At 64.3% G+C, this 20904-nt stretch carries 28 protein-coding genes; 14 read left to right on the plus strand and 14 right to left on the minus strand.

What is annotated here, in order from left to right; translation table 11 throughout:
- The first annotated feature begins 1 nt into the window (after window position 1).
- From LIW51_RS20500 to LIW51_RS20515, 4 genes are all read left to right on the plus strand, one after another.
- Window positions 2–478, plus strand: coding sequence for a DUF456 family protein (locus LIW51_RS20500; RefSeq protein WP_227376866.1), 477 nt, complete (start codon window positions 2–4; stop codon window positions 476–478).
- A gap of 135 nt (window positions 479–613) precedes the next feature.
- A complete protein-coding gene (locus LIW51_RS20505; RefSeq protein ID WP_227376867.1) occupies window positions 614–1087 on the plus strand; it encodes a plastocyanin/azurin family copper-binding protein in 474 nt (157 codons plus the stop codon).
- A gap of 68 nt (window positions 1088–1155) precedes the next feature.
- Complete coding sequence (locus LIW51_RS20510) at window positions 1156–1689, plus strand: DUF192 domain-containing protein (RefSeq protein ID WP_227376868.1); 534 nt, start codon at window positions 1156–1158, stop codon at window positions 1687–1689.
- Between the two features lie 79 nt (window positions 1690–1768).
- Window positions 1769–2254 (plus strand): GNAT family N-acetyltransferase, encoded by a 486-nt coding sequence (locus tag LIW51_RS20515; protein WP_368411854.1) that lies wholly within the window; start codon window positions 1769–1771, stop codon window positions 2252–2254.
- 97 nt (window positions 2255–2351) lie between these two features.
- On the opposite strand, the gene LIW51_RS20520 is transcribed toward LIW51_RS20515, so the two are convergent.
- On the minus strand, window positions 2352–2720 hold the full coding sequence (locus tag LIW51_RS20520; protein WP_227376870.1) for a hypothetical protein: 369 nt from the start codon (window positions 2718–2720) through the stop codon (window positions 2352–2354).
- 133 nt (window positions 2721–2853) lie between these two features.
- Between LIW51_RS20520 and LIW51_RS20525 the strand changes: the two genes are divergently transcribed.
- Window positions 2854–3447, plus strand: a complete 594-nt coding sequence (locus LIW51_RS20525) for an HdeD family acid-resistance protein (protein WP_227376871.1) — start codon at window positions 2854–2856, stop codon at window positions 3445–3447.
- Here LIW51_RS20525 and LIW51_RS20530 read toward each other — a convergent pair.
- On the minus strand, window positions 3444–4010 hold the full coding sequence (locus LIW51_RS20530) for a HalX domain-containing protein (protein WP_227376872.1): 567 nt from the start codon (window positions 4008–4010) through the stop codon (window positions 3444–3446). The two genes, LIW51_RS20525 and LIW51_RS20530, sit on opposite strands and share 4 nt — an antisense overlap.
- A gap of 199 nt (window positions 4011–4209) precedes the next feature.
- Between LIW51_RS20530 and LIW51_RS20535 the strand changes: the two genes are divergently transcribed.
- A complete protein-coding gene (locus LIW51_RS20535; RefSeq protein WP_227376873.1) occupies window positions 4210–4503 on the plus strand; it encodes a hypothetical protein in 294 nt (97 codons plus the stop codon).
- A gap of 81 nt (window positions 4504–4584) precedes the next feature.
- Window positions 4585–4878: a hypothetical protein gene (locus LIW51_RS20540; protein ID WP_227376874.1), complete on the plus strand. Its 294-nt coding sequence runs from the start codon at window positions 4585–4587 to the stop codon at window positions 4876–4878.
- 42 nt (window positions 4879–4920) lie between these two features.
- Here LIW51_RS20540 and LIW51_RS20545 read toward each other — a convergent pair whose 3' ends face one another.
- The 4 genes from LIW51_RS20545 to LIW51_RS20560 all read right to left on the minus strand — a co-directional run bounded on the left by LIW51_RS20545 (window position 4921) and on the right by LIW51_RS20560 (window position 7067).
- Complete coding sequence (locus LIW51_RS20545; protein ID WP_227376875.1) at window positions 4921–5454, minus strand: hypothetical protein; 534 nt, start codon at window positions 5452–5454, stop codon at window positions 4921–4923.
- Window positions 5455–5466: 12 nt separating this feature from the next.
- Entirely contained in the window at window positions 5467–5661 is a 195-nt protein-coding gene (locus tag LIW51_RS20550) for a hypothetical protein (RefSeq protein WP_227376876.1), read from the minus strand.
- Between the two features lie 120 nt (window positions 5662–5781).
- Window positions 5782–6909, minus strand: coding sequence for a HEAT repeat domain-containing protein (locus tag LIW51_RS20555; RefSeq protein WP_227376877.1), 1128 nt, complete (start codon window positions 6907–6909; stop codon window positions 5782–5784).
- A complete protein-coding gene (locus LIW51_RS20560) occupies window positions 6855–7067 on the minus strand; it encodes a hypothetical protein (protein ID WP_227376878.1) in 213 nt (70 codons plus the stop codon). The genes LIW51_RS20555 and LIW51_RS20560 overlap by 55 nt, the downstream gene beginning before the upstream one ends.
- 191 nt (window positions 7068–7258) lie before the next feature.
- On the opposite strand from LIW51_RS20560, the gene LIW51_RS20565 reads away from it, so the two are divergent.
- The 5 genes from LIW51_RS20565 (at window position 7259) to dhaM (ending at window position 11125) form a co-directional block, all read left to right on the plus strand.
- Window positions 7259–7741, plus strand: a complete 483-nt coding sequence (locus tag LIW51_RS20565) for a GNAT family N-acetyltransferase (RefSeq protein WP_227376879.1) — start codon at window positions 7259–7261, stop codon at window positions 7739–7741.
- A 102-nt stretch (window positions 7742–7843) separates the two neighbouring features.
- Window positions 7844–8848 carry a dihydroxyacetone kinase subunit DhaK gene (dhaK, locus tag LIW51_RS20570; RefSeq protein WP_227376880.1) on the plus strand — a complete coding sequence of 335 codons (1005 nt, stop codon included), beginning with the start codon at window positions 7844–7846 and terminating at the stop codon, window positions 8846–8848.
- Between the two features lie 807 nt (window positions 8849–9655).
- Window positions 9656–9859 (plus strand): hypothetical protein, encoded by a 204-nt coding sequence (locus LIW51_RS20575; protein ID WP_227376881.1) that lies wholly within the window; start codon window positions 9656–9658, stop codon window positions 9857–9859.
- Window positions 9860–9991: 132 nt separating this feature from the next.
- A complete protein-coding gene (gene dhaL / locus LIW51_RS20580) occupies window positions 9992–10744 on the plus strand; it encodes a dihydroxyacetone kinase subunit DhaL (protein ID WP_227376882.1) in 753 nt (250 codons plus the stop codon).
- Window positions 10745–11125, plus strand: coding sequence for a dihydroxyacetone kinase phosphoryl donor subunit DhaM (dhaM, locus tag LIW51_RS20585; protein ID WP_227376883.1), 381 nt, complete (start codon window positions 10745–10747; stop codon window positions 11123–11125).
- Window positions 11126–11165: 40 nt separating this feature from the next.
- Here the strand turns inward: dhaM and ptsP are convergent, their stop codons facing one another.
- The 7 genes from ptsP to LIW51_RS20620 all read right to left on the minus strand — a co-directional run bounded on the left by ptsP (window position 11166) and on the right by LIW51_RS20620 (window position 18062).
- A complete protein-coding gene (gene ptsP / locus LIW51_RS20590) occupies window positions 11166–12845 on the minus strand; it encodes a phosphoenolpyruvate--protein phosphotransferase (RefSeq protein ID WP_227376884.1) in 1680 nt (559 codons plus the stop codon).
- Window positions 12842–13150: an HPr family phosphocarrier protein gene (locus LIW51_RS20595; protein WP_227378301.1), complete on the minus strand. Its 309-nt coding sequence runs from the start codon at window positions 13148–13150 to the stop codon at window positions 12842–12844. Before LIW51_RS20595 ends, ptsP begins: the two co-directional genes overlap by 4 nt.
- Window positions 13151–13190: 40 nt before the next feature.
- Complete coding sequence (locus LIW51_RS20600) at window positions 13191–13433, minus strand: hypothetical protein (protein WP_227376885.1); 243 nt, start codon at window positions 13431–13433, stop codon at window positions 13191–13193.
- Window positions 13434–13442: 9 nt separating this feature from the next.
- The gene (locus LIW51_RS20605) at window positions 13443–14399 is read right to left on the minus strand and encodes an MIP/aquaporin family protein (protein ID WP_227376886.1); all 957 of its coding nucleotides are present in this window, start codon (window positions 14397–14399) and stop codon (window positions 13443–13445) included.
- 1 nt (window position 14400) lies between these two features.
- Complete coding sequence (gene glpK, locus LIW51_RS20610) at window positions 14401–15939, minus strand: glycerol kinase GlpK (protein ID WP_227376887.1); 1539 nt, start codon at window positions 15937–15939, stop codon at window positions 14401–14403.
- Between the two features lie 117 nt (window positions 15940–16056).
- Window positions 16057–17022, minus strand: coding sequence for an aldo/keto reductase (locus LIW51_RS20615; protein ID WP_227376888.1), 966 nt, complete (start codon window positions 17020–17022; stop codon window positions 16057–16059).
- Between the two features lie 137 nt (window positions 17023–17159).
- Window positions 17160–18062, minus strand: a complete 903-nt coding sequence (locus LIW51_RS20620) for a lamin tail domain-containing protein (RefSeq protein WP_227376889.1) — start codon at window positions 18060–18062, stop codon at window positions 17160–17162.
- A 314-nt stretch (window positions 18063–18376) separates the two neighbouring features.
- Between LIW51_RS20620 and LIW51_RS20625 the strand changes: the two genes are divergently transcribed.
- The gene (locus LIW51_RS20625) at window positions 18377–18838 is read left to right on the plus strand and encodes an SHOCT domain-containing protein (protein WP_227376890.1); all 462 of its coding nucleotides are present in this window, start codon (window positions 18377–18379) and stop codon (window positions 18836–18838) included.
- 78 nt (window positions 18839–18916) lie between these two features.
- Entirely contained in the window at window positions 18917–19120 is a 204-nt protein-coding gene (locus LIW51_RS20630) for a DUF4177 domain-containing protein (protein WP_227376891.1), read from the plus strand.
- A gap of 52 nt (window positions 19121–19172) precedes the next feature.
- On the opposite strand, the gene LIW51_RS20635 is transcribed toward LIW51_RS20630, so the two are convergent.
- Window positions 19173–20900: a MutS-related protein gene (locus tag LIW51_RS20635; protein WP_227376892.1), complete on the minus strand. Its 1728-nt coding sequence runs from the start codon at window positions 20898–20900 to the stop codon at window positions 19173–19175.
- Window positions 20901–20904 lie beyond the last annotated feature (4 nt).

Raw genomic sequence — 20904 nt, forward strand, 5'->3', positions numbered from 1 at the left:
TATGGACTGGCTCTTCCTCGTCGCCCTCGCCCTCCTGCTCGCCGGCGTCCTCGGGAGCGTCCTCCCGCTCTTACCGGGCGTCCCCCTGTCGCTCGCCGGAGTGTACGGCTACTGGTGGGGGACGGACTTTTCGGAACCGGGACTCCTCTTCGTCGTTGGCGCGACGGTCGTGGGCGGTATCGCCGTCGTCGGGGAGTACGCCGCGGGCGCGGTTTCGGCCCGGATGGGAGGCGGGTCGCGCTGGACCGCCGCGGCCGCCGCGGTCGTCGGACTGTTGGCCCTGCTGGTCACCGGGCCGCTCGGGATGTTTGTCGGCGTCGCGCTCGCCGCGTTCGCGGTCGAGTTCTATCGAACGCGGGACGCTCGGAGCGGTGCGCGAACCGCCGCCTACGCCGTGGTCGGACTGCTCGCGTCCGCGATATTCCAGTTGGTCGTCACGGTGTCGCTACTCGTCGGATTCCTCGTGGCGGTGCTTTAAGCGGGCGTTTCCGCCCGCGGTCGGCGACGCGGCACCGTCGCTGGGCGCGGTTAAGCCGGGAATTCGAACCGGCGAACCGTCGAACGGTACGCGAATCCTTTACCGGAGAGCGTGGTAGCCGACCGAGGGAAAACGATGACAGACCGACACGCAGACCGCGACGGCGGGGCGACGCGACGAGCCGTACTGCAAGCGTTCGGTGCCGCTGGAATCTTCGCGGGTGCGAGCGACGTGACAGGCGCTCAGGAAACGACGCGGGGAATATCCGTCGAGGGGACGCCGTTAATTCTCGGGGGCGAGGTGAAACACTGGTTCGGCCTCGCACCGTCGCAGATTCACGGGAAGGAGAACCCCGATCTGCGGCTCAGGGCCGGCCGGACGTACACGCTCGTCTGGATAAACATCGACGGAAAGGAACACGAATTCATCGTCGAGGATTCGAACGGTAACGAACTCGCCGCCACCGAATCGGCCTCTGCGCCGGGCGCGACGCGACACGTGACGTTCACCGCCAAGAAGGAGATGAGCCGGTACTACTGCGAGTACCACCCGAAATCGATGCGGGGGAACGTAACGCTCGGCGGCGGGTTCCGAACGACGGGGACGTAGCGAGAGCGACGCCGCGAACGCTGAGAGAACCACCCCGATTTTTGTCGATAGCACCCGTCGTACGGGTCATGCGCGTGACTACTGCCCTGCTGGTCGCTTGCCTCACCGTTCTGGCCGGCTGTGCGGGGATGGGACTGGGGAACGGAGGGACGCAACCGACCGGGCAGGCCACCCACACGACGACCGACACCGAGGAGAACGTCTCCGCTGCGTTCGTCGCCGACGGAAACCGGACGACGGTGACGCTCGAAGTGGCGAACTCGCCGGACGAACGGTCGCACGGGCTGATGTATCGACGGTCGCTTCCCCGCAACCACGGGATGCTGTTTGTCTTCGAGAGGGCCTCGACGCAGTCGTTCTGGATGAAGAACACGCTCATTCCGCTCGACATCGTCTTCGTTTCGGCGAACGGCACCGTCATCAACATCGCGCACGCCGACCCACAACCCAACGCCAGCGACTCCGAACTCCGGAGTTACACAAGCGAGGCACCCGCGAAGTACGTCGTCGAGATGCGCCAAGGCTTCGCCGACCGGAAGGGTATCGAACCGGGGGCGAAACTGGTGTTCGAAGAGTCGCGTCCGACCGTCGAAGCAAGCTAAACTTCCTTTCTGCAACCGCACTGGTGATTCAGAACTGTTACCGTGCGACACGGCGAAAGCGAAGATGGAGGAGAGAACTATGGAGATTCGACCCGCGAACGAGGGTGATTTCGGGGCGATTCGACGGGTCGCCCACCGCGCGTGGAACGAAGCCTACGACGAGATCTTGAACGACGAGACCATCACGGAGACGGTGGCGTCGTGGTACTCGAACGAATCGCTGGCGGACGCCCTCGACAGACCCGGGACGGCCTTCCTCGTCGCCGTCGAGGACGAGGAACTTCTCGGGTTCTGTCACGCCGTCTGCCACGAGGACGAAGGCGACGTACTTCGACTCTACGTCGACCCGGACGACTGGGGGGAAGGCGTCGGCACTGCGCTGCACGAGCGCCTGCGAGAGGATTTGCAGGATTTCAACATGAAACGAATGCGAGCGATGGTGCTCGCGGACAACGAGATGGGCAACGAGTTTTACCTCGGACTGGGCTTCGAGAAGGACGACGAGGCGACGGTCGAACTGGGCGGTCGAGAGTATGCCGAGAACGTCTACGCGCTCGCGTTCTGAGACGACCGCGGAACACAAAGCATTTATCCCATCCCCGACAGCTCGAATTCACCTCGGGTAGGGGTACACGAGATTTTCTTTCGAACTGCACCGACAGTCACTCCTCTCTCGACCACTCGTCCTCGAACAGTTGGTACACGCTAGTGATGTTGACGAGCAGTCGTCGCTCCGGCGCGCCCGCGGCGCGTGCTCGCGCCGTCGCGTGGACGATCTGCGAGTACTGCACCGTCTCTTCCCGCACGTCCGCGTGGTCGGGACCGAACTCGTCCTGCGCGAACGAAGCGCAGATCGCGGCCCGCTGAAAGCGTTCCGTGAGTTCGAACAGTCGCCAGTAGTCCACGTCGTCGCGGCGCGCGTCCACGAGCGCGGAGAGCAGTCGGTGTTCGAATCGCGCTTCCGCCGTTCCGAACACCTCCTGGTCCGCGCCGAGCGCGGTCAGAATCTCGTCCGTGTCCTCGACAGCCATACCCGAAACCTGCGAATACCGGTACTTTATTATTACTGATACACAGTTCCGGAAGTCGGGCCGTCGGTCGGCGAACCGAGAAACGGCCCCATCGGTTTTGGCGTTCGCCGTCGTACTTGGGTTGGATTAAAAAATGAGTACGAAAGTGAGCGACACGACTAGCCGGAGTACGGCAGACACGGCGTGGCGAACGCTGATGATCGTCGGGGCTATCCTCGCAGTGCTCGGCGTCATCGCCATCTTTTTCCCGTTCGTCACCGGTGTCGCGCTGTCGGTGCTGATCGGCGCGGCGCTGCTGGGCGGGGCGGGACTACACGCGGTTCACGCGTTCTCCGCGGGCGACTGGAAGGGCGTCCTCTGGCAGGTCATCCTCGTGGTCGTCTACGGTATCGCAGGCCTCTCGCTCGTCATCAATCCGATACTCGGACTTTCGACATTGACGCTCCTCCTCATCGCGTACCTCGCGGTGGACGGCGTCGTCGAACTCGTCATGGGGTTCGCGCTCCGACCGGAGAGAAGTTGGGGGTGGGTGGTCGCTAGCGGTGTGGTCTCGCTCCTGCTCGCCGGACTGCTCTGGATCGGGTGGCCTGCGGATGCGGCGTGGGCACTCGGTCTCCTGTTCGGCGTCAGCGTGCTCACCAGCGGTCTATCGATGGTCGGCCTCGCCATGGGCGGCCGCAAAGCGGCCAGCGAAACTGCGACGAAGAGCACGGAAGCGCGAGCCTAAGAGAGATCTTGGAAGGCGCCGACGAAATCGTCGTGGTTTCGGAGGCTCGATCGCGCGTCGTCCACGGTTTCACGGAGCGTCTCGACCCGCGCCGTCAGTTCTCGGTACTGGTCGTTCTCGGAGAGTACCTCCTCGTCTTTCTCTGCTTCGAGCACGGCTTTTTTCGAAACGAGCGAGAAGTATTCTTGCATCTGGGCGTCGTACTCGACGTGCGTGAGCATCCCTTCGACGGTCGTGTAGAGGTCGTCTTTCGACACCGGTTTGACGAGGTAGTCGTCGAATCCCATATCGATGATATCGAAATTCGGTTTAACGGCGGTGACCATCACCACGTGCGAGTGAAGGTCGCGGTTTCGTATCTGTTCGAGAACCTCGTCGCCGGAAAGACCGGGCATCCGACGGTCGAGCAGGACGACACCCACTACGTCGTCCAGTTTTTCCAATGCCGCGTGGCCTTCGTATGCCCGTCGGACATTGTAGGAATCCTCTAGCCGCGTCGCGTAGAGATCCGTTACGTCTTCATCGTCGTCGACGACGAGAACCGTTGATTCGTCATCAACCATAGTTGATTTAAATGTTCAGATTTTTCAGATTGAAGCAGTTTGTTGATAAACCATTCACTAAGGCAATTTTATATCTTGTGGTTAGGGAGTTCGACGGCAGTTAACTCCGATACGTAGTTCCGTGACCGGTATTTTTCTCCGAAAACCGAAATAAATAACCGAACGGAGCGCGAAGACGAAACCGGTATGTCAAAATCCAGTGGTCGCTTTTGCCGGGCGCTCCGGCAGTGAAACGACTCCACAGCAACGATTCAAACGACTTCTCGAACTGCCACCCAGTGCGAAACTCGTCTACCGGGTCTTAGAAGATGACGCACCGTTGACGCAGCGACAGGTGCGCGAAGACGCTCTGTTACCCGCCCGGACGACGCGCGACGCGCTGACGAAACTGAAAGAGCAGGATCTCGTGGAAGAACGGCTGTACGTTCCCGACGCCCGCAAGCGATTGTACGCACCGCTTCCGGTTGCCCGACCCGACGACGCGACCGGCTAACGTCGGGCCGACCTCGAAGCCTCACCGACGCGACGAGCGACCGCTTCATAACCGTCCGTACCGTTCCCCTCCGCAGGGACTATGCCAACGAACGAACGCGGGAGGGTGTCACGGAATCGGCAACAGCGAATCGACCCGCGGAGGCGTCGAACTGACCGAAATCAGCTTCGGACGGTCGAAGAACTCTGCGCGGAACTCGATTCGCTTCGGCGACATCTCACGGAGACGGAGGCTCGGTTGGTGACGATCGAACGGGAGTGTCGGCGGCGAGAGCGACTCGTCAGAGCGTGCTCGATGTGCGGGCGCGTCAGCACCCGACCCGGCCCGGACGTCGAGTGTCCGTACTGCGAGAACGGGCATCTGCACAAAATCTGAATCGGCGGGCGAGTCGGCGGTGATTCGCTCTCGGAGAGCCGGTCAGCGACCGCCGGAGAGCCCGCGCACGTTCTGCTGGAGCCGGACCGTCGCCGTGAGCAGGAACCCGCCGATCATCACGACGAAGACGCTCTCGATGCTATCGACGACGAGGGGGCCGAAACCGACGTGAACGCCAAGATCTGCGAACACGAGGAGTCCGGCGCAGACGAGCACGGGAAGCAGGTGTCGCCGGAGCGTATCGACCGACGTTCCTTGCGTGAGCGACTCCAGTCGTTCGCCGAAGACGACGCCGTAAACCGCGAACGAGATGCTGCCGACGCCCTTGACGACCGCCACGATCGACCCGTGACCGAGGAGGAGGACGACCAACAGCTCCAGCAGGATAATACTCACGAACCCCAGTTCGATTCGCCGCAACCGCGAGAACGGAATCCGACGCTCGTCCGGCGACGGAGCGAGCGCGCTATTGTAGTAAAGTTCGCGCATGGCGAACGCGAGAAACACCGTACAGAAGAGGAGCGCCGCGTGTCCGAATGCGACCAGCCAGCGTCCGGACGAGAGTGTCCCCGCCACGCCGAGCGCGCCCTACAGCGCGCCGGCGAGCCCGATTGGGACGAGATAGCGCCAGAATGGGTGCTGGGACTCCAACCAATTCAGTTGTAGGTTCCGAAACGCGTAGAACCCGAAGACACCAGCGGAGACCGCGAGGAGACCGGAGCCGGCGAACCGGACGACGTTCGTCCCGGCGTCGGTGCTGACCTGTGCGAGTGGGATGGTCATCTACCTGTCTCGAAATGAGCGTTCAATTATTTAATTCGTTCGACCTATTCGGGGTCGCACGTCTCGATGCACCGTTCGAGCGCGACCAGCAGGTCGTCCACTGTCTCGTAGCGTTCTGGTTTACGCTTCGCCAGCGCGCGGACGAGCAAGTCGTTCGCCGCGTCGAGAAGTTCCGGATTGCGCTCCGTCGGCGCGGGCGGGTCTGTCGAGGTGACCTGTCCGACGACGACGACGACGTGCGGTTCCCCGGCGAACGGCGGATGCCCCGTGAACAGCGCGTACAGGAGCGCCCCCGAGTCCGTACACGTCCGTCGAGTGGTCGACGACGCCGAACGCCTCCGATTCGACGTGCTCCAGTGCCGCGAAGACCGGAGGGACGGGAGGATGCCGTACATCGGCCGCCACGCCCGCGAATCCCCAGTCGCCGACCTTCGACACGGGCCACGTCGACCCGAACGTCGTCGAGAATCGAACGGAAGAGGGGGACAACCCTCCGTGAATCACGCCGAGAGCGTGAGCGTGCGAGACGGTGCGCGCGATTCGATGTGCGAACCAGAGCGCCGCGTCGAACTCGGCGTCGAAGTAGTCACCTAGCGTTCCGCCGTCGGTGAACTCCGTGGCGAGCCACGGCACGGGCGAGTCGCCGTGCGCTCGCACGGTCAGCACGTGGTCGTGGTCGTCGATGGTCGACCACCTCTCGACGGCGCGGCCGAACGACGCCGGAAGCGCCCCGTTCCGGCAGTCGCCCGCGCGTCGACATCGACCGACGACGTCGGGACGATACGAATCGGCCCGTCGTCCCCCCGTCTCGCCGACTTGCACGACGTTCGGCTCGGCGGGCAGTAGGTCGGCCAACCGCGGGTCGCTCACGCTGATGACGAGCGGGTCGCCGGAGAGCGTCGATTTCGAGAGCGCGTCCACGACGTGACGAAGCGCCTCGGTCGCGTACCGGCGGACGAGTCCGTCGTCCGCGTCCCGAAGCTCCGCGAGCGATACGATGGCCGGTTCCGCTTTCCGCGGATACTTCGACGCCCCGGCGACGGTGATGACGGCGTTTTCGCGCACCAGCGGGTCGCTGTCGGGAAGCAGGTCGATGGCACGCTCGACGACCGGACGTGCCCTCACAGGGTCGGTCTGCGCGACTTCGGCCAGCGCCCACGTCGCGCCCCGACGAACCCACCGGTCGTCGTCGGTCACCGCCTGCGCGAGGTCGGAGACGGGGACGCGCTCGGGGGTGCTCGCGGCCACCTCCGCGAGCGACTACGCGGCGCTCGCGCGGGGCGCTTCGGGTCGTCGGCGTCGAGCGACACGATGAGATCGGAGACGTCGCGGGTCGAGAGCGTGCCGACCTGCTCGCGGTGCTGGTTCGCCTGCAACTCGCGTTCGGCCGATTCGAACCGTTTCATGTTTCGAAGGATTTCGTTCTCCTATCGAAACTTCGATAATTGATAAACGTTTTGTATGCCTCGACTACCCCGAGAATGACACCTTACCTGATGATTTCGCCGAAGCGGATTCGCGGACGCTCGCCCGAACCGCAGTCGAATCTGCACCATCGACCCACTGATGGGTATCCGCCGCGAACGTCGAGACGGAGATGTCCCGAATTCGCGTCGCAACGGCCGACGATGCACCGGAGATTGCTGAACTCCACACCGAGTCCGTGCTCGCGTTCGGCCCTGAGGCGTACGATGACACGCAAGTGTCGGCGTGGGCGGCGAAAGATGGGGAGCTCGACCAATCTCCCATCGAAGACGACGGCCATCACGTCGTGGTCGCGGAGCGCGACGACATCGTCGGGTTCGGACACGTCGTTCCGGCGGACGATGAAGTCAGGGCGGTGTACGTCCACCCGGAGTACGCCCGACGGGGCGTCGGTTCGACCGTCCTCGCCCACCTGGAAGGGTACGCCCTCGGGACGGGAGCGAAGCGACTCGAACTACAGGCTTCGCTTAACGCGATCGAATTCTACGAGCGACGGGGCTATCGCCCGGTGCGGGAGGAACCGCGCGAGATGGAGTACGAGGGACGCCGAGTGACGGTTCCGGTGATGGCGATGGAGCGGTCGCTCGCCCCGTGAGACTCGGTGTCCGTCGAGGAAGAGCGAGTTCCGTACCGACGAAACTCTCACGCAACCGAAGGGAATCCTTATGCGCCGACGGGTAGGTTGTTAGCACGATCCATGAAGAAGCTCATTAACGAACCGTCCGCCGTCGTGGACGAGATGCTAGACGGGATGGTCGCGGCGCATCCGGACGAGGTTCGGCGACTGCCGGACTCGAACGTCCTCGTCCGGAACGACGCGCCCGTCGACGGGAAGGTCGCCGTCGTTAGCGGCGGCGGAAGCGGTCATGAACCGACGCACGCGGGCTACCTCGGGCCGGGGATGCTCGACGGGGCCGCAGCGGGCGAGGTGTTCACCTCGCCGACCGCCGACGAGATCAGCGAGATGATCCGGGCCTGCGACGCCGGAGAGGGCGTGCTCAACGTCGTCAAGAACTACGAGGGCGACGTGATGAACTTCGAGACCGCCGGCGAGCTGGCCGAGATGGAGTCCGACGTCGAGGTGGCCGAAGTGGTCGTCAACGACGACGTGGCGGTCGAGGATTCGCTGTACACCTCCGGCCGGCGCGGCGTCTGCGGAACCATCTTCGTCCACAAAGTCGCGGGCGCGATGGCGGATCGCGGAGAGGACTTGGACGAAGTCCGGCGCGTCGCCCAGAAGGTCGTGGACAACGTGGCGACGATGGGAACGGCGCTGACCTCCTGCGTGACGCCCGAGAAGGGCGAACCGACGTTCGACCTCGGCGAGGACGAGATCGAACTCGGCATCGGCATCCACGGCGAACCCGGCGTCGAGCGCACCGAGATGATGTCTGCCGACGAGATAACCGAGCGACTGACCGAGCAGGTGCTTGACGACCTGAACTCCGAGTCGGGCGCGGAAGTCGCCACCATCGTCAACGGAATGGGCGGGACGCCGCTGATGGAGTTGTACATCGTGAACCGCAAGCTCCAGTCGCTGTTGGACGAGCGCGACCTGACGACGTGGGACGCGCGAGTGGGCGATTACATGACCTCGCTCGACATGGAGGGTTGTTCGGTGACGGTGCTGGAACTGGACGACGAACTGAAGGGGTTGCTCGCGCATCCGGCGGACACACCGGCGTTGAAGGTTCAACAGTAGTTCGTGACGCGATTTTTCGTTCGGTTTCGGGTTAACGACTGCTGTTAGATATAGAGCGTGGACTTATCGGTTCGTGGCTGACCTTTCCTCACAATTGCCCTACGGGGGGTCGGCTGTACTGGAAACTACCATGTCTTCAACGCGAACCCAGAGACCATAGTAGCCACCCTCATACCGGAGGTACGTATCGCCACTCACTCGATTCGCAAATGACCTGAGTACGTCGGCTTGCTCGTCCCTCTTAGCGAGACAAACCCGGACGGAGCCAGTATCAGCCGCCGTTTGGAGTAGTGACTGCTCAGAGTCGGGAAACTTCGAGAATACGATTACAGTAGTGTTTTCGGGAATTAATTTTACAGGAGAGACTCCAATTTCTCCATCGTGAGGCCAAGCCGACTCGAAGAATGGAATGGCTTGGCCACAGCCATCCGAGTTGGCCGCAAACACAACTATTCCGGCTCCTGCTGTGGCAACAGTAGCAAGCACACGACGGCAAGTTACTTTCATGATGGTAGTGAACCAGTGAGAGATATGTGCCGTCTGTAGACTCAAAGAAAAATTGTAGAGAAGAGAACGATGAGTAACGATTGTTCTGAAAGAGAGGGGGGTCATAATCGCGATTGAAAAATTAGCACCACGAACTAAACGGCTAAGGGCGATTAGTGCGCAATACAGTGGTGTACTTATCGTTTCGGCATTTGACAGAGAATACTTATAGGCACATAATCATCAAAATTCCGAAAGATGCCGCCTTCCGCGCCGTTCGTCGACTGAGGAACCGAAACGATAGACACGACTCAGATCCTCGTGGAAGCGATACCGCTCGCCAAACTCATCGGAGTATTCGTGGCGATCGCGCTCGTCCCGTTCGCGATGGTGTTTCTGCTGGGCGGTCGCTCGACGGCCGGAATGCTATTCGCTTTAGCGGGTCAGTTCGTCCTCGCGGTCGGCTCCGGCATCGTTCTGATGTACGTCATCTCCCATGCGATTCAACTCTCCGGCGAGCGATAGACGCACCGCGAGTACGGTGAATCACCCCCTGTTGAATACCTTCGAGCAAAAAAACCACTGACCGCCCGAGCTGAGAGAACGGCCGAAGGGGAAAGAGTTTACCCCACCTCGTAGCGTGCTACCAGCATACAGATGGGAGCAACAGAAATCGAACGCGAGGCGACCCTCGCGGCCATCGAACGCGTCTCGGAGCGACTGGCGGACGAGAAGGAGCACCTGACCGACCTCGACTCGGCCATCGGCGATGCCGACCACGGGTCGAACATGAACCGCGGGTTTCGGGCGGCCCGCGAGAAGACGGAGGAGATGGACGACGCAAACCCCGCCGAACTCGTCAAGACGATTGGCGTTACGCTCGTCTCCGAGGTCGGCGGCGCCGCCGGACCGCTCTACGGCGGGTCGTTCATGACCGCCAGCGCGGAACTCGAAGACGGCCTCACGGCGGAATCGACCGTGGCGTTCGCCGAGGCGTTTCTGGAGAAGGTGAAAGACCGTGGGAGCGCCGAGGTCGGGGCGAAGACGATGGTCGACGCCCTGACGCCCGCCGTCCACACCTACAAGAAGTCCGTCGAACAGGACGACCTCCCGCCGGTCGAATCCCTGACGAAGGCGGTGGACGCCTGTGAGCGCGGAGTAAAGTTCACGACGCCCATCAGGGCGACGAAGGGGAGGGCCTCGTACCTCGGCTGGCGGTCGGTCGGCCACCAAGACCCCGGCGCGACGAGCACCCTCTTCATCCTCGAAGCGATACGGGAGATCGCGGTCGAGTACCTCGGCGACGGCGACCTCGACGCCGACGCGACCTCGCCGACCGTTCCCGACGGGGAAGACGTGGACGAGGCGATGTCTACGGATGAAGAACCGGCCGTGGACGAGGAGGCCTGAATGATCGGTCTCGTCGTCGTCTCGCACAGCGGGCGGGCCGCCGAAGGTATCCGCGAAGTCGCCGCCGAGATGGCGGGTGACGCACCTATCGAAGCGGTGGGCGGCGACCCCGACGGCGGCGTCGGAACGAGCGCCCCGGCGATTCAGGAGGCCCTCGATAACCTCGCCGACGAGGACGGCGTCGTCGTGCTGGTCGACCTCGGAAGTGCAGTGATGAACACCGAAATCGCTATCGAAGAATCCGACGCCGACGCGAGAATCGCGGACGCTCCGGTTCTCGAAGGTGCGGTCAACGCGGCGGTCGCCGCGACCAGTCCGAAAGCGACGCTGGAATCGGTGCTGGAAGCGGCGGAGGAGGCGGCGGACGTCTCGAAGCTGTAACGTCGGTTTCCCGCGGTTACGGAACTGTGGGAACTCGACGTCACCCCTCCAGTATCGACGTCACTTCGTCCCGCGTCTCCGCCGAGAGGGCGCGTTCCGCGAGGTCGCGGGCGCTCTCGGCGTCGCACTCCGCGACTCGCGCTTTCACGTCCGGCACCGTGACGGCGCTCAGGCTCAGTTCGTCCAGACCGAGGCCGACGAGTAGTTCCGTCAGTTCGGGGTCGCCCGCCATCTCACCGCACATCCCGACCCACGCGTCCCCTTCGTGGCCCGCTTCGACCGTCCGGCGAATCGCTCGCAGGACGGGCGGGTGAAGCGGATCGTGGAGGTCGGCGACGCGAGCGTTCTCCCGGGAGGCGGCCATCACGTATTGCGTGAGGTCGTTCGTCCCAATGCTGAGGAACTCCGCGCGCGTCGCCAGTTCCTCGGCCACGAACGCCGACCCCGGCGTCTCTATCATCACGCCGAGTTCCGGAATCGCGCGGTCGATACCCTCGTCCGCCAGTTCCTCGGCGACCGCTTCGACCCGCAAGAGCGCGGCGTCGAGTTCCTCGACCCGAGCGACAAGGGGAAACATCACGGCGAGATCGTCGACTTCCGCCGTAGCGCGGAGCAGGGCGCGCAACTGCGTCTCGAACAGGTCGGCGTCGGGGCCGAGCGAACGCCGAATCCCGCGCTCGCCGAGGAAGGGATTCGTCTCCTCCGGAGCGTCAATGTACGGTATCGGCTTGTCGCCGCCCACGTCGAGCGTCCGGGCGACGACCCTGTCCCCCGGAAACGCGGACGCGGCCTCGACGTAGGCGTCGTACTGTTCGTCCTCGTCCGGCGGCGAGTCGCGGTCGAGAAACAGGAACTCGGTTCGAAAGAGGCCGATGCCGTCGGCCCCCTGCTCGACCACGCCGTCGAGCTCCGCGAGCGTGCCGACGTTCGCTGCGACTTCGACAGGACGACCGTCCGCCGTCGAGACACGGTCGCGGGTGACGGCGGTAGCGGCACCGACGAGGCGGTCGCGGGCGGCGTCGTCCGGGTCGACGATGACGACGCCGTCTTCGCCGTCCACCAGCACCTCCCGTCCGTCGCCGACCTGCGCGAGTTCGTCGCCGACGCCGACGACCGCGGGAATCCCGAGCGACCGAGCGAAGATGGCGGCGTGCGAGGTTCGACCGCCGAACAGGGTGGCGAACCCGGCGACCGCGTCGGGGTCGAGTCGCGCCGTGTCGCTCGGCGCGAGTCGTTCCGCGAGGAGTATCGAACCGTCGGGCAGGTCACCGAGGTCGGTGCGCTCGCGGTCGGTCAGGATTCGGAGGAGTCTGTCGCGCACGTCCCGAAGGTCGTCCGCGCGCTCCGCCGTCGACCCCTCCAGTCCTTCGAGCCGAGCGATAGGGTCTTCGAACGCCTGCTGAACCGCGTGCGGCGCGGGGAGTCCGTTCCCGATGGCGGTTTCGACGCTGCCGGTGATCTCTGGGTCGTCCAGGAACGCCCGGTGGGCGTCGAATATCGCCGCTTCGTCGTCGCCGACGCGCTCTTCCGCTCGTTCTCGCTCGTCCGTTAATTCCTCGTGGGCCCGCTCGCAGGCCGCCTCGAACGCCGCCAGTTGCTCGTCGACGTCGACCGTTTTTGGGTCCGGCGGTTCCGACAAGTCCGTCGTTCCACGATGCCAGACGACGGTTCCGACGCCGACGCGGGGGGTCGCGCCGATTCCCGAGAGTTCGATGGTCACGATTCCTCCCCTCCTCGCCGTTCTTTTTCGCTTCCCTCTTTCTCCTCGTCCTCCGGCGTCGTCAGAACTCGCTCCAGCGCGTCGAGTGCGGCCTCGGCGTCGGCACCCTCGGCGACGAGACGGACTTCGTCACCCTTTCGAGCGTCGAGGGCGGTGACCGAAAGCATGCTCCGAGCGTTCACTGGCTCGTCCTCGTCTTTGGCGACGGAGAGGTCGGCGTCGAACTCGTTCGCGGTCGAGACGAATCGCGCTGCTGGTCGGGCGTGGAGTCCTGCCTCCGGAACGACGGTCACGGTGCGCTCTATCTGGCTCACCCTTTTGGGTTAGCGAGCGACCCGCTTCATGCTATCGCCCCCAGCGTTTCAGTCCCCACTGCGCCCGCGTGTAGCCGAGGGCGAACAGCACCGTTCCGACCAGCATGAGCGACCCGCCCAGCAACGGCGTCCGAGTCGGCGCGCTCGGATCCGAAACGACGACGAGCGCGATACCGGCGAGGAGGACGACCAGCCCCGCGAGCGTCACCGGATCGAGGAACACCAGTCGGAGGTAGTCGCCCAGCGAGTACCTCGGGTCGTCGGCGTCGGTCACGGTGACTGCTTAGCTCCCCCCTGTCGGGTGTTCGCTGTCGTCTTCCTCGTGAACCCTCGCTTCCTCGGGTTCGTGTTCTTCTTCATCGTGGACTTGCGGTTCTTCGGGTGCTATCTCCTCCTCTTCGAGTCGCCTGACGTACCGCCGCGTCAGGAGGTCGTACAGCCCGCCCCCGACGATTCCGCCGACCGTGGTTGAGGTGGCGGGGAGCCACCAGCCGCCTCTCGGTCCGGGGAACGCTATCTCTCCCCATCCGGCGAGGTAGCCGAAGATTCGCGGGCCGAGGTCGCGGGCGGGGTTCAGCGCCGCCATGCTAATCGGGGCCTCGTACTGGACGAGCGCGGCGACGAGGAGGCCGATGAGGAACGCCGCGAGACCGGGTGTAGCCCTCGTTCCCATCGGGTTCCAGTCGTCCACGAGCGCGAAGATGACGGCGACGAGAATGGCCGTTATGACTACTTCGCTGAAGAACGCTTGCGGGAACGAGACTAGGAACGCCGCCTCCTCGAGCGAGTTGAAATCGCCGACCTTCACGCCCGCGAACACGGGGTTCGGGAAGAACGTCCAGAGCGTCATCCCCGTGATGGAACTTCCCGGTTGGCCCCGAACCACGTTGTTCGCCTGACTGAACTGTCGGAAGTAGCCCGACCACGTAACGTACAGCGTCGCGGCGGCCAGAAACGCCCCGACTATCTGCGAGACGACGTAGCCCGGAACGTGTTTCCACGGGAAATCCCGCCAGACCGTGTTCGCTATCGTCACCGCCGGGTTGATGTGGCCCTCCGAGACGCCGCCGACCCAGTAGACCGCGAACATCACCGCGAATCCCCACAGCACGGCGACGCCGAACAGGTCGAACCCGCCCGTCAGCACCGAGACGACGACCGCGCCGTCGCCGAGCAGGATGAGGATGAACGTGCCGACCAGTTCGTTGACGTACTTCCCCCCCCAGTACTCTTCGGCCATCTCATTCACCTCCCTCCCGTGCCCACTCGAGGGAGCGTTCGACCGCCTCCTTCCAGCGGTCGTGTTTCCGGTCGGCCTCCTCGCTCGCCATCTCCGTCTCGAACTCGCGGTCTACCTGCCAGTTTTTCCGCAGTTCGTCCACGGAGTCCCAGTAGCCGACCGCGAGTCCGGCGGCGTACGCGGAGCCGAGCGCGGTCGTCTCGTCCACGACCGGCCGGACGATGTCGGCACCGAGGATGTCGGCCTGTAGCTGGCAGAGGAAATTGTTCTTCACCGCCCCGCCGTCCACGCGGAGCGATTCGACCTCGATGCCGCTGTCGGCTTCCATCGCTTCGGCCACGTCGCGGGTCTGGTAGGCGATGCTTTCGAGCGTCGCCCGAACCACGTGCTCTTTCCGGGTACCGCGGGTCAGTCCGACGACGGTGCCCCGTGCGCGCTGGTTCCAGTGGGGCGCGCCCAGTCCGGTGAACGCGGGCACGACGTAGACGCCGTCCGTCGAATCGACGCTTCGTGCGAGGGTCTCGGTCTCCGCCGCGTCGTCGATGAACCCCATATCGACGAGCCACTCGATGGCGGCACCAGTGATGAAGATGGCGCCCTCGAGGGCGTACTGGACGGGTTCGCCCGACCGCTGGAAGCCGACCGTCGTCAGCAGACCGTGCTCGCTCTCGACCGCTTCCTCGCCCGTGTTGAGCAGGAAGAAACTCCCCGTGCCGTAGGTGTTCTTCGCGTCGCCCGCGTCGAAGCAGGTCTGCCCGAACAGGGCTGCCTGCTGGTCGCCGAACGCCCCGGCGACCGGGATCTCCGCGCCGAGGAAGCCCTCCGAGTCCGTCGCGCCGTAAGTGTCGTCGTCGCTCGACGGGCGGACTTCAGGGAGCATCGCACGCGGGACGTCGAACTCTGCGCAGAGGTCGTCGTCCCAGTCCATCTCGTGGATGTCGAACAGCATCGTCCGGGAAGCGTTCGTCACGTCCGTGATGTGCTCGCCCGTCAGATTGTAGACGAGCCACGAATCGACCGTGCCGAAGAGCACCTCCCCCGCTTCCGCGCGCTCCCGCACGTCCTGCGGTCGAGCGCGCTGGAGTTTGATGGGATCGGCGTTGTCGAGCAGCCACTCGGCTTTCGTCGCCGAGAAGTACGCGTCTGGTTCGAGGCCCGTCTTCGACCGAATCTCCTCGACTTTCCCCTCGTCTTCCAATTGCTCGACGCGGTCGGTCGTCCGCCGGTCTTGCCAGACGATGGCGTTGTGGACCGGCTTGCCGGTGTCCGCGTCCCAGAGCAGCGTCGTTTCGCGCTGGTTGGTGATGCCGAGCGCCTCCAGTTGCTCGGCGTCGATTTCCGCGTCATCGAGCGCCGTCCCGACGACCCGTTGTGTCTTCTCCCAGATTTCGAGCGGATCGTGTTCCACCCACCCCGGTTCCGGGTAGATCTGTTCGTGCTTCTCGTAGGCGCTGGCGACGACCTGCCCCCCGTGATCGAACAGCATGAACCGGGTGCCGGTCGTCCCCTGATCTATCGCGCCGACGTAGGTCTGTGTCATTGGTTTCCCCCTGTCGGTGCGCCGGTTCTCTCCCCACCCCGCCGCACCTCGCACCACAGACAACACGAGGAATCATTACGTTTTCCCAACCCCTTCGGCGGAGTCGACGGTCGGACGTTAGTTCGCGTCCGCGATGCGGTCGAACTGGTCGCCGGAGAGTTCGATGTCGGTGGCCCCGACGTTCTCCTCTAACTGGTCGACCGTCCGCGCGCCGACGATGGGCGTGCAGGCGAAGTCAGGTTGCTGAATCAGCCAGCGGAGCGCGACCTGCGCGGGCGTCGCGTCGAGTTCGTCCGCGACTGACCGAATCTCGTCCAACACCTGCCAGCCCTCCTCGGACACGTAGTACTCCTCGAACGAGTCCGTGAGGTCGGCGCGCGACCCTTCCGGCGAGTCTCCGTCGCGCTCGTACTTTCCAGTCAGGAAGCCGCCCGCCAGCGGCGAGTAGGGGCAGACGCCGAGGTCTTGGTCGGCGCACACGTCGAGGTAGTCCCGCACCTCCTCGCCCGCCGCCGCGTGGTACATCGGTTGCGTGACCTCGAATCGCTCAAGGTCGTTCACGTCGCTCTCCCAGAGCGCCTTCGTCAACCGCCACGCCGCCATCGAACTCGCGCCGAGGTAGTTCACCTTCCCCTCGCGCACGAGTTCGGTCAGCGTCGAGAGCGTCTCCTCGATGGGCGTCGTCTCGTCCCAGCGGTGGATGTAGTAGAGGTCGAGGTAGTCGGTTCCGAGGCGGTCGAGGGTTCCCCGAATCTGCTTACGGATGTGCTTACGCGAGAGGCCCCTCCCGTTCGGATTATCGCTGTCGAACGGGAAATACACCTTCGAGGCGATAACGAAGTCCTCCCTATCGTAGCCCGCCAGCCAGTCGCCGATCCACTCCTCGCTGGTACCGCTCGGGTCGCCGTAGACGTTCGCTGTGTCGATGAAGTTGATGCCGTGCTCCCACGCCACGTCGAGCAGGTCGTGGGCCGTTCTCCTGTCCGTCTCGACGGTGCCGTTCGACTCTTTGGCGAATCGCCACGTGCCGAAACACAGTTCGGAGACTTTCGTGCCGGTGGAGCCGAGGTTTCTGTACTCCATGTGCGACTCAACCGTCCCGAAGTAGGTAAACGTCCGGAAAGGGGTAGTCCGCCGCGCTCGAATCAGCCTGAATACTCCTTCCGCAGGACGACCGTCCCGTCCGCGTTCGAGACGAGTATCGCGTCGCCGCCGTTGTTCTAGACAGCGCTCCCCGACCCCCAGTACAGTTCGGACGCGGAGTTCGACCCGCTCCCGGTGTAGAGGGTCACCGTTTCGCCGGATGCGAGCCTCACTCCCGACGGGACGCGATAGGTGTGTCCGCCCTCGTCCGAGACCGTCCAGCCGGAGAGGTCGAGTCCGTCGTTTCCGCTGTTCTTCAGGACGACGTACTCGTCGTTCAGGTTGTCGTGGTCATTGCCGTCGGCGTCCGCGTGGATTCGAGTGACGGTGAGGTCTCTCGAACCGTCGCTACCTCCGTCACCCTCGCTATTCCCGCCACCACCCGTTTCAGGTCGGGTCGTCCGCTGGCCGTTCCGGCACTCCCACAAACCCACGCCCTTTTGCTGTGCTCGGGACTCGGCGGCGTAGAAGCGGTCGCGCTTGGTAAATTGGCTGTCGTACACGCGAGCGTACCCCTGCGCGACGAGTCGGTAGTTGAACAGAGTCCCGTCGTCGCGGACGTAGACCAGCTGGCGGTCGTACCTGTCCCGCGGCCCTTCGTTCCGGTCGAGGAAGACGGTCACCCGCTCGCCCGCGAGTTCCGTCCACGCGAACTCGCTGGCCTTGTGACCCCAGTCGCGGAGGCAGGCGGCCTCGGCGTCGTCGTTCGGGACGCCCTCGAACTCCGCCGGGTCGTTCGAGGTGTGAACTTCGGGCGTATCGACGCGAGCAGTCGTCCAGTGTCGGTGGTTCCGTTTCGGTACCTGAACTCCACCGTGTCGCCGTCGACGATTCTCGTGATGGTGACCGTCCATCCATCGCCGGTCGCCCCTCCATCCTCGGTCGTTCCAACGCTTCCGTTCCGCCCGGTCGCCGTCTCGCTGGCGGTGGTCGAGGGGGTCGCGGTTCGCGTGGTCGTACTCGGCTGCGAGGACGAACAACCGGCGAGGACGACCGCACCGACGACGAACAGGACGAAAATAGTCTTACCCGGCTTCCGCTCGTCGGTTTCAAGGTCGGGACGCCGAGACATGCGGGACACGATACCGACGACGTTCCCCCGAGGATTAAATCTATTTTCCACGACCCTGAAATCTCACAGTAGGTGACTATCGAAACCCTCGGATACGCGTTCGTGAAGGACCTCGCTTCGCGGTGACTAACGACTCCGTCGACAGCCATCTCCTCGTCTCGTCACACGAACGACTCCGTCGAAACGGCGATATTTTATACAATGTGAAAGAAACGAACTCACATGAGCGACACGCCCCGTGAACGCCTCGCCGAGAACGCGACGGAGATCGCGTCGATACTCGTCACGGGATTCTGGCTCGCCGCCCTCTTCACCGGCCAGAGTTGGTGGCTCGCGGCGCTCCTCGTCGGCTACGTTGTCGTGATCCCCGTCGTCGCCCTGCTGTTCGGCGACGAGGACGACCGCGAGGAGTGGTGGGACGCCGACTGGTGGGACGACCCCGACTGGTGGAACGACGCGTGGGACTGGTCCGGCGGGAAAAAGGGGTCGAAAGAGCCAGACGAGCCAATCGAGCTGAACAACAAGGACGCCCTCGAAACCCTCAGAGACCGCTACGCGCGGGGCGAACTCACCGACGAGCAGTTCGAACGAAAGCTTCAACGCCTCCTCGAAACGGAGACCGTGGAGGACGTCGAAGACAGATTTCGTGAGGACGATCGCGAGCGACTTCGGGAACGGGAGTGAATCATTCGTATTGAATGCCCGTTGACAGTACCGTCGTTCAACAGAAAACATATACCGACGAACACACCGATACACACCATGACAGAGTGGGAGTACAAGATCGTCGACCTATCGAACGACGGCCTGTTCAGTAACAGCGACGAACCGACGGAGGCGGGCCTCGACGCGCTCGGTGAACGGGGATGGGAACTCGCCGCGTCGCTGACGGGGTCGAGTCGCAGTCTCGGCGGTCGACCGAAGAGCGAGACGAGCGCACTGGTGTTCAAACGCCCGAAAGAGTAACTCCGTCGAGCGTCGCTTCGTGCTCGGCAGCGAACCGAGAGGACTCGGTTCGTTATTCGGCTTCGGCCCACGAATCCAGCGTCTCCTGCACCAGCGCCTCGCCGACCGCCCGCCCGAGCACGTCGTACCCCGCGCGCTCGGCGCGGTCGTTCGAGGAGGCGATGAGCCGCGAGACGATGAACTCGGGGGTGGACTTCCCGACCGTATCGAATCTGGGTTGGTAGTCCACGAGCAGGTCAAGGTCTTCGTTCAGCCCCTCCGCGAAGATACCGTCCTTTCTGGCCTGTTGGGGGAGCGGGTTCAGGTCGTCCGCGAGGTGGGTGACGAACACGCCGAGCGCGCCCCTGTCGACCGTCAGGCCGACCAACCCGTGGAGGAGGTTGGCGGCACTTCCCGGCTCCGTGATGGCTTCGAACTCGTCCACGAGCATGAGGGTGCGCCCGTCGTCGGTGAGCGGCGGGACGATGCTTCGGAGCGTGGATTCGAGCACCCCGGCGTTGAAACTGGCGTGTCTGCGGTGGAAGACGATGGCGTCCGACACCGACACCTGCGCGCGCTCCGCGGGGACGGGAAGCCCCATCTGGGCGAGCAGGGCGACCTGACAGAGCGTTTCGAGCAGGGTCGTCTTCCCGCCGCTGTTCGCCCCCGTCAGGACGGTCACGCGGTCGCCCTTCGGCGGCCCCGCGACCGCGTGGTCGCCGACGCCGTAGGTGACGGGCTGGACGTCTCCGCTTCCGGTGGCGAGAAAGAGGTTCCGCGACCCTTCGACCGCGAAGCCCTGTTCGACGAACTCGGGACGCGCAAGGTCGAATTCGTCAGCGAAGCGGGCGAGTGACAGCGAGACGGCGAGGTCGCTCACCGCCGAAACGGACGCGTCGATGGCGTCGCGGGCCTCCTCGATTCTGGTTTCGAGTTCCTCCGAGACGCGCGCTTCGCGCTCCTCGACCGCGGCGCGCTGTTCGGCGAGGAGTTCACGGAGCGACCCGCCGACAAAATCCGTGGCGTCCGTCGCCTCCCCCACCGTCGCGTCGCGGACGCGCTGCGGTTCGATGTCGGTCTCTCGCGAGACGTACTCGACGTAGCTCTCGCGGAACTCCTCGGGGCCACGCACGTCACCCGACTGCACCGATTCGAGCACGTCGAGCGCGCCGCTTTCGAGTCGTTCGACCCCCTCCAACGCGTTCCGTAGTCGGTCGAGTTCCGCGTCCGCCCCCTCCGCGACTCCGTCGCCGTCGAGTTTGCCGAGCGCGCCGACCGCGGCGTCGAGCGCGTCGGCGTCGATGTCCGCGATGGGGGCGAACGCGCCGTCGGTCGCGCCGGTCGCCTGAAGCGCGAGGGCCGTCTCGACCGCGGTGCGTTCGCTTCCGTCGTACTCCTCGTAGGCGGCGAGGACGGATTCGCGGGTCGCGTCGTCTAAGCCGTGCCACGATTCGACGGCTTCCATCACGGAATTGAGTCGTTCGTCGGCCTCCGCGCGGGAGCGAACCGGCGTCATGACGCGAATCCGGTCGCCGGCGTCGGGCGTAACGGCGCGGTCGCTGGCGAGGTCGAGCAACGTCTTGTAGACGGAGCGCGTGTCGCGGGTCGCCAGCACCTCCATCCCCTCACCGCCGTTGGCCTGTCGGAGGATGCGCGTCGCTCGCCCGCGCGTCAAGCCCGCGTTCGTCAAGGCGCGAACGTCGCTCGCTTCGATGGCCCGAACCGCCCGTTCGACCCCCAGTTCGGCTTCGAGCAGGTCGCTCGTCTTCGGCCCGACCCCCCAGTAGTCCTCCAACCTCATACCT

Origin of the sequence: Haladaptatus halobius (genome assembly GCF_020618475.1) — an archaeon.
In the GTDB taxonomy this organism is placed as follows: Archaea; Halobacteriota; Halobacteria; order Halobacteriales; family Haladaptataceae; genus Haladaptatus; species Haladaptatus halobius.

Excerpts from the sequence above, each read along its gene's own strand:
- LIW51_RS20505 (WP_227376867.1), top strand. The coding sequence starts at position 614 with ATGACAGACCGACACGCAGACCGCGACGGCGGGGCGACGCGACGAGCC.
- dhaM (WP_227376883.1), top strand. The coding sequence starts at position 10,745 with ATGATCGGTCTCGTCGTCGTCTCGCACAGCGGGCGGGCCGCCGAAGGT.
- glpK (WP_227376887.1), bottom strand. The coding sequence starts at position 15,939 with ATGACACAGACCTACGTCGGCGCGATAGATCAGGGGACGACCGGCACC.
- LIW51_RS20540 (WP_227376874.1), top strand. The coding sequence starts at position 4,585 with ATGCCAACGAACGAACGCGGGAGGGTGTCACGGAATCGGCAACAGCGA.
- LIW51_RS20625 (WP_227376890.1), top strand. The coding sequence starts at position 18,377 with ATGAGCGACACGCCCCGTGAACGCCTCGCCGAGAACGCGACGGAGATC.
- LIW51_RS20515 (WP_368411854.1), top strand. The coding sequence starts at position 1,769 with ATGGAGATTCGACCCGCGAACGAGGGTGATTTCGGGGCGATTCGACGG.
- dhaK (WP_227376880.1), top strand. The coding sequence starts at position 7,844 with ATGAAGAAGCTCATTAACGAACCGTCCGCCGTCGTGGACGAGATGCTA.
- LIW51_RS20530 (WP_227376872.1), bottom strand. The coding sequence starts at position 4,010 with ATGGTTGATGACGAATCAACGGTTCTCGTCGTCGACGACGATGAAGAC.
- LIW51_RS20630 (WP_227376891.1), top strand. The coding sequence starts at position 18,917 with ATGACAGAGTGGGAGTACAAGATCGTCGACCTATCGAACGACGGCCTG.
- LIW51_RS20500 (WP_227376866.1), top strand. The coding sequence starts at position 2 with ATGGACTGGCTCTTCCTCGTCGCCCTCGCCCTCCTGCTCGCCGGCGTC.
- LIW51_RS20560 (WP_227376878.1), bottom strand. The coding sequence starts at position 7,067 with ATGAAACGGTTCGAATCGGCCGAACGCGAGTTGCAGGCGAACCAGCAC.
- LIW51_RS20605 (WP_227376886.1), bottom strand. The coding sequence starts at position 14,399 with ATGGCCGAAGAGTACTGGGGGGGGAAGTACGTCAACGAACTGGTCGGC.
- LIW51_RS20520 (WP_227376870.1), bottom strand. The coding sequence starts at position 2,720 with ATGGCTGTCGAGGACACGGACGAGATTCTGACCGCGCTCGGCGCGGAC.
- LIW51_RS20550 (WP_227376876.1), bottom strand. The coding sequence starts at position 5,661 with ATGACCATCCCACTCGCACAGGTCAGCACCGACGCCGGGACGAACGTC.
- dhaL (WP_227376882.1), top strand. The coding sequence starts at position 9,992 with ATGGGAGCAACAGAAATCGAACGCGAGGCGACCCTCGCGGCCATCGAA.
- LIW51_RS20635 (WP_227376892.1), bottom strand. The coding sequence starts at position 20,900 with ATGAGGTTGGAGGACTACTGGGGGGTCGGGCCGAAGACGAGCGACCTG.
- LIW51_RS20565 (WP_227376879.1), top strand. The coding sequence starts at position 7,259 with ATGTCCCGAATTCGCGTCGCAACGGCCGACGATGCACCGGAGATTGCT.
- LIW51_RS20615 (WP_227376888.1), bottom strand. The coding sequence starts at position 17,022 with ATGGAGTACAGAAACCTCGGCTCCACCGGCACGAAAGTCTCCGAACTG.
- LIW51_RS20510 (WP_227376868.1), top strand. The coding sequence starts at position 1,156 with ATGCGCGTGACTACTGCCCTGCTGGTCGCTTGCCTCACCGTTCTGGCC.
- LIW51_RS20525 (WP_227376871.1), top strand. The coding sequence starts at position 2,854 with ATGAGTACGAAAGTGAGCGACACGACTAGCCGGAGTACGGCAGACACG.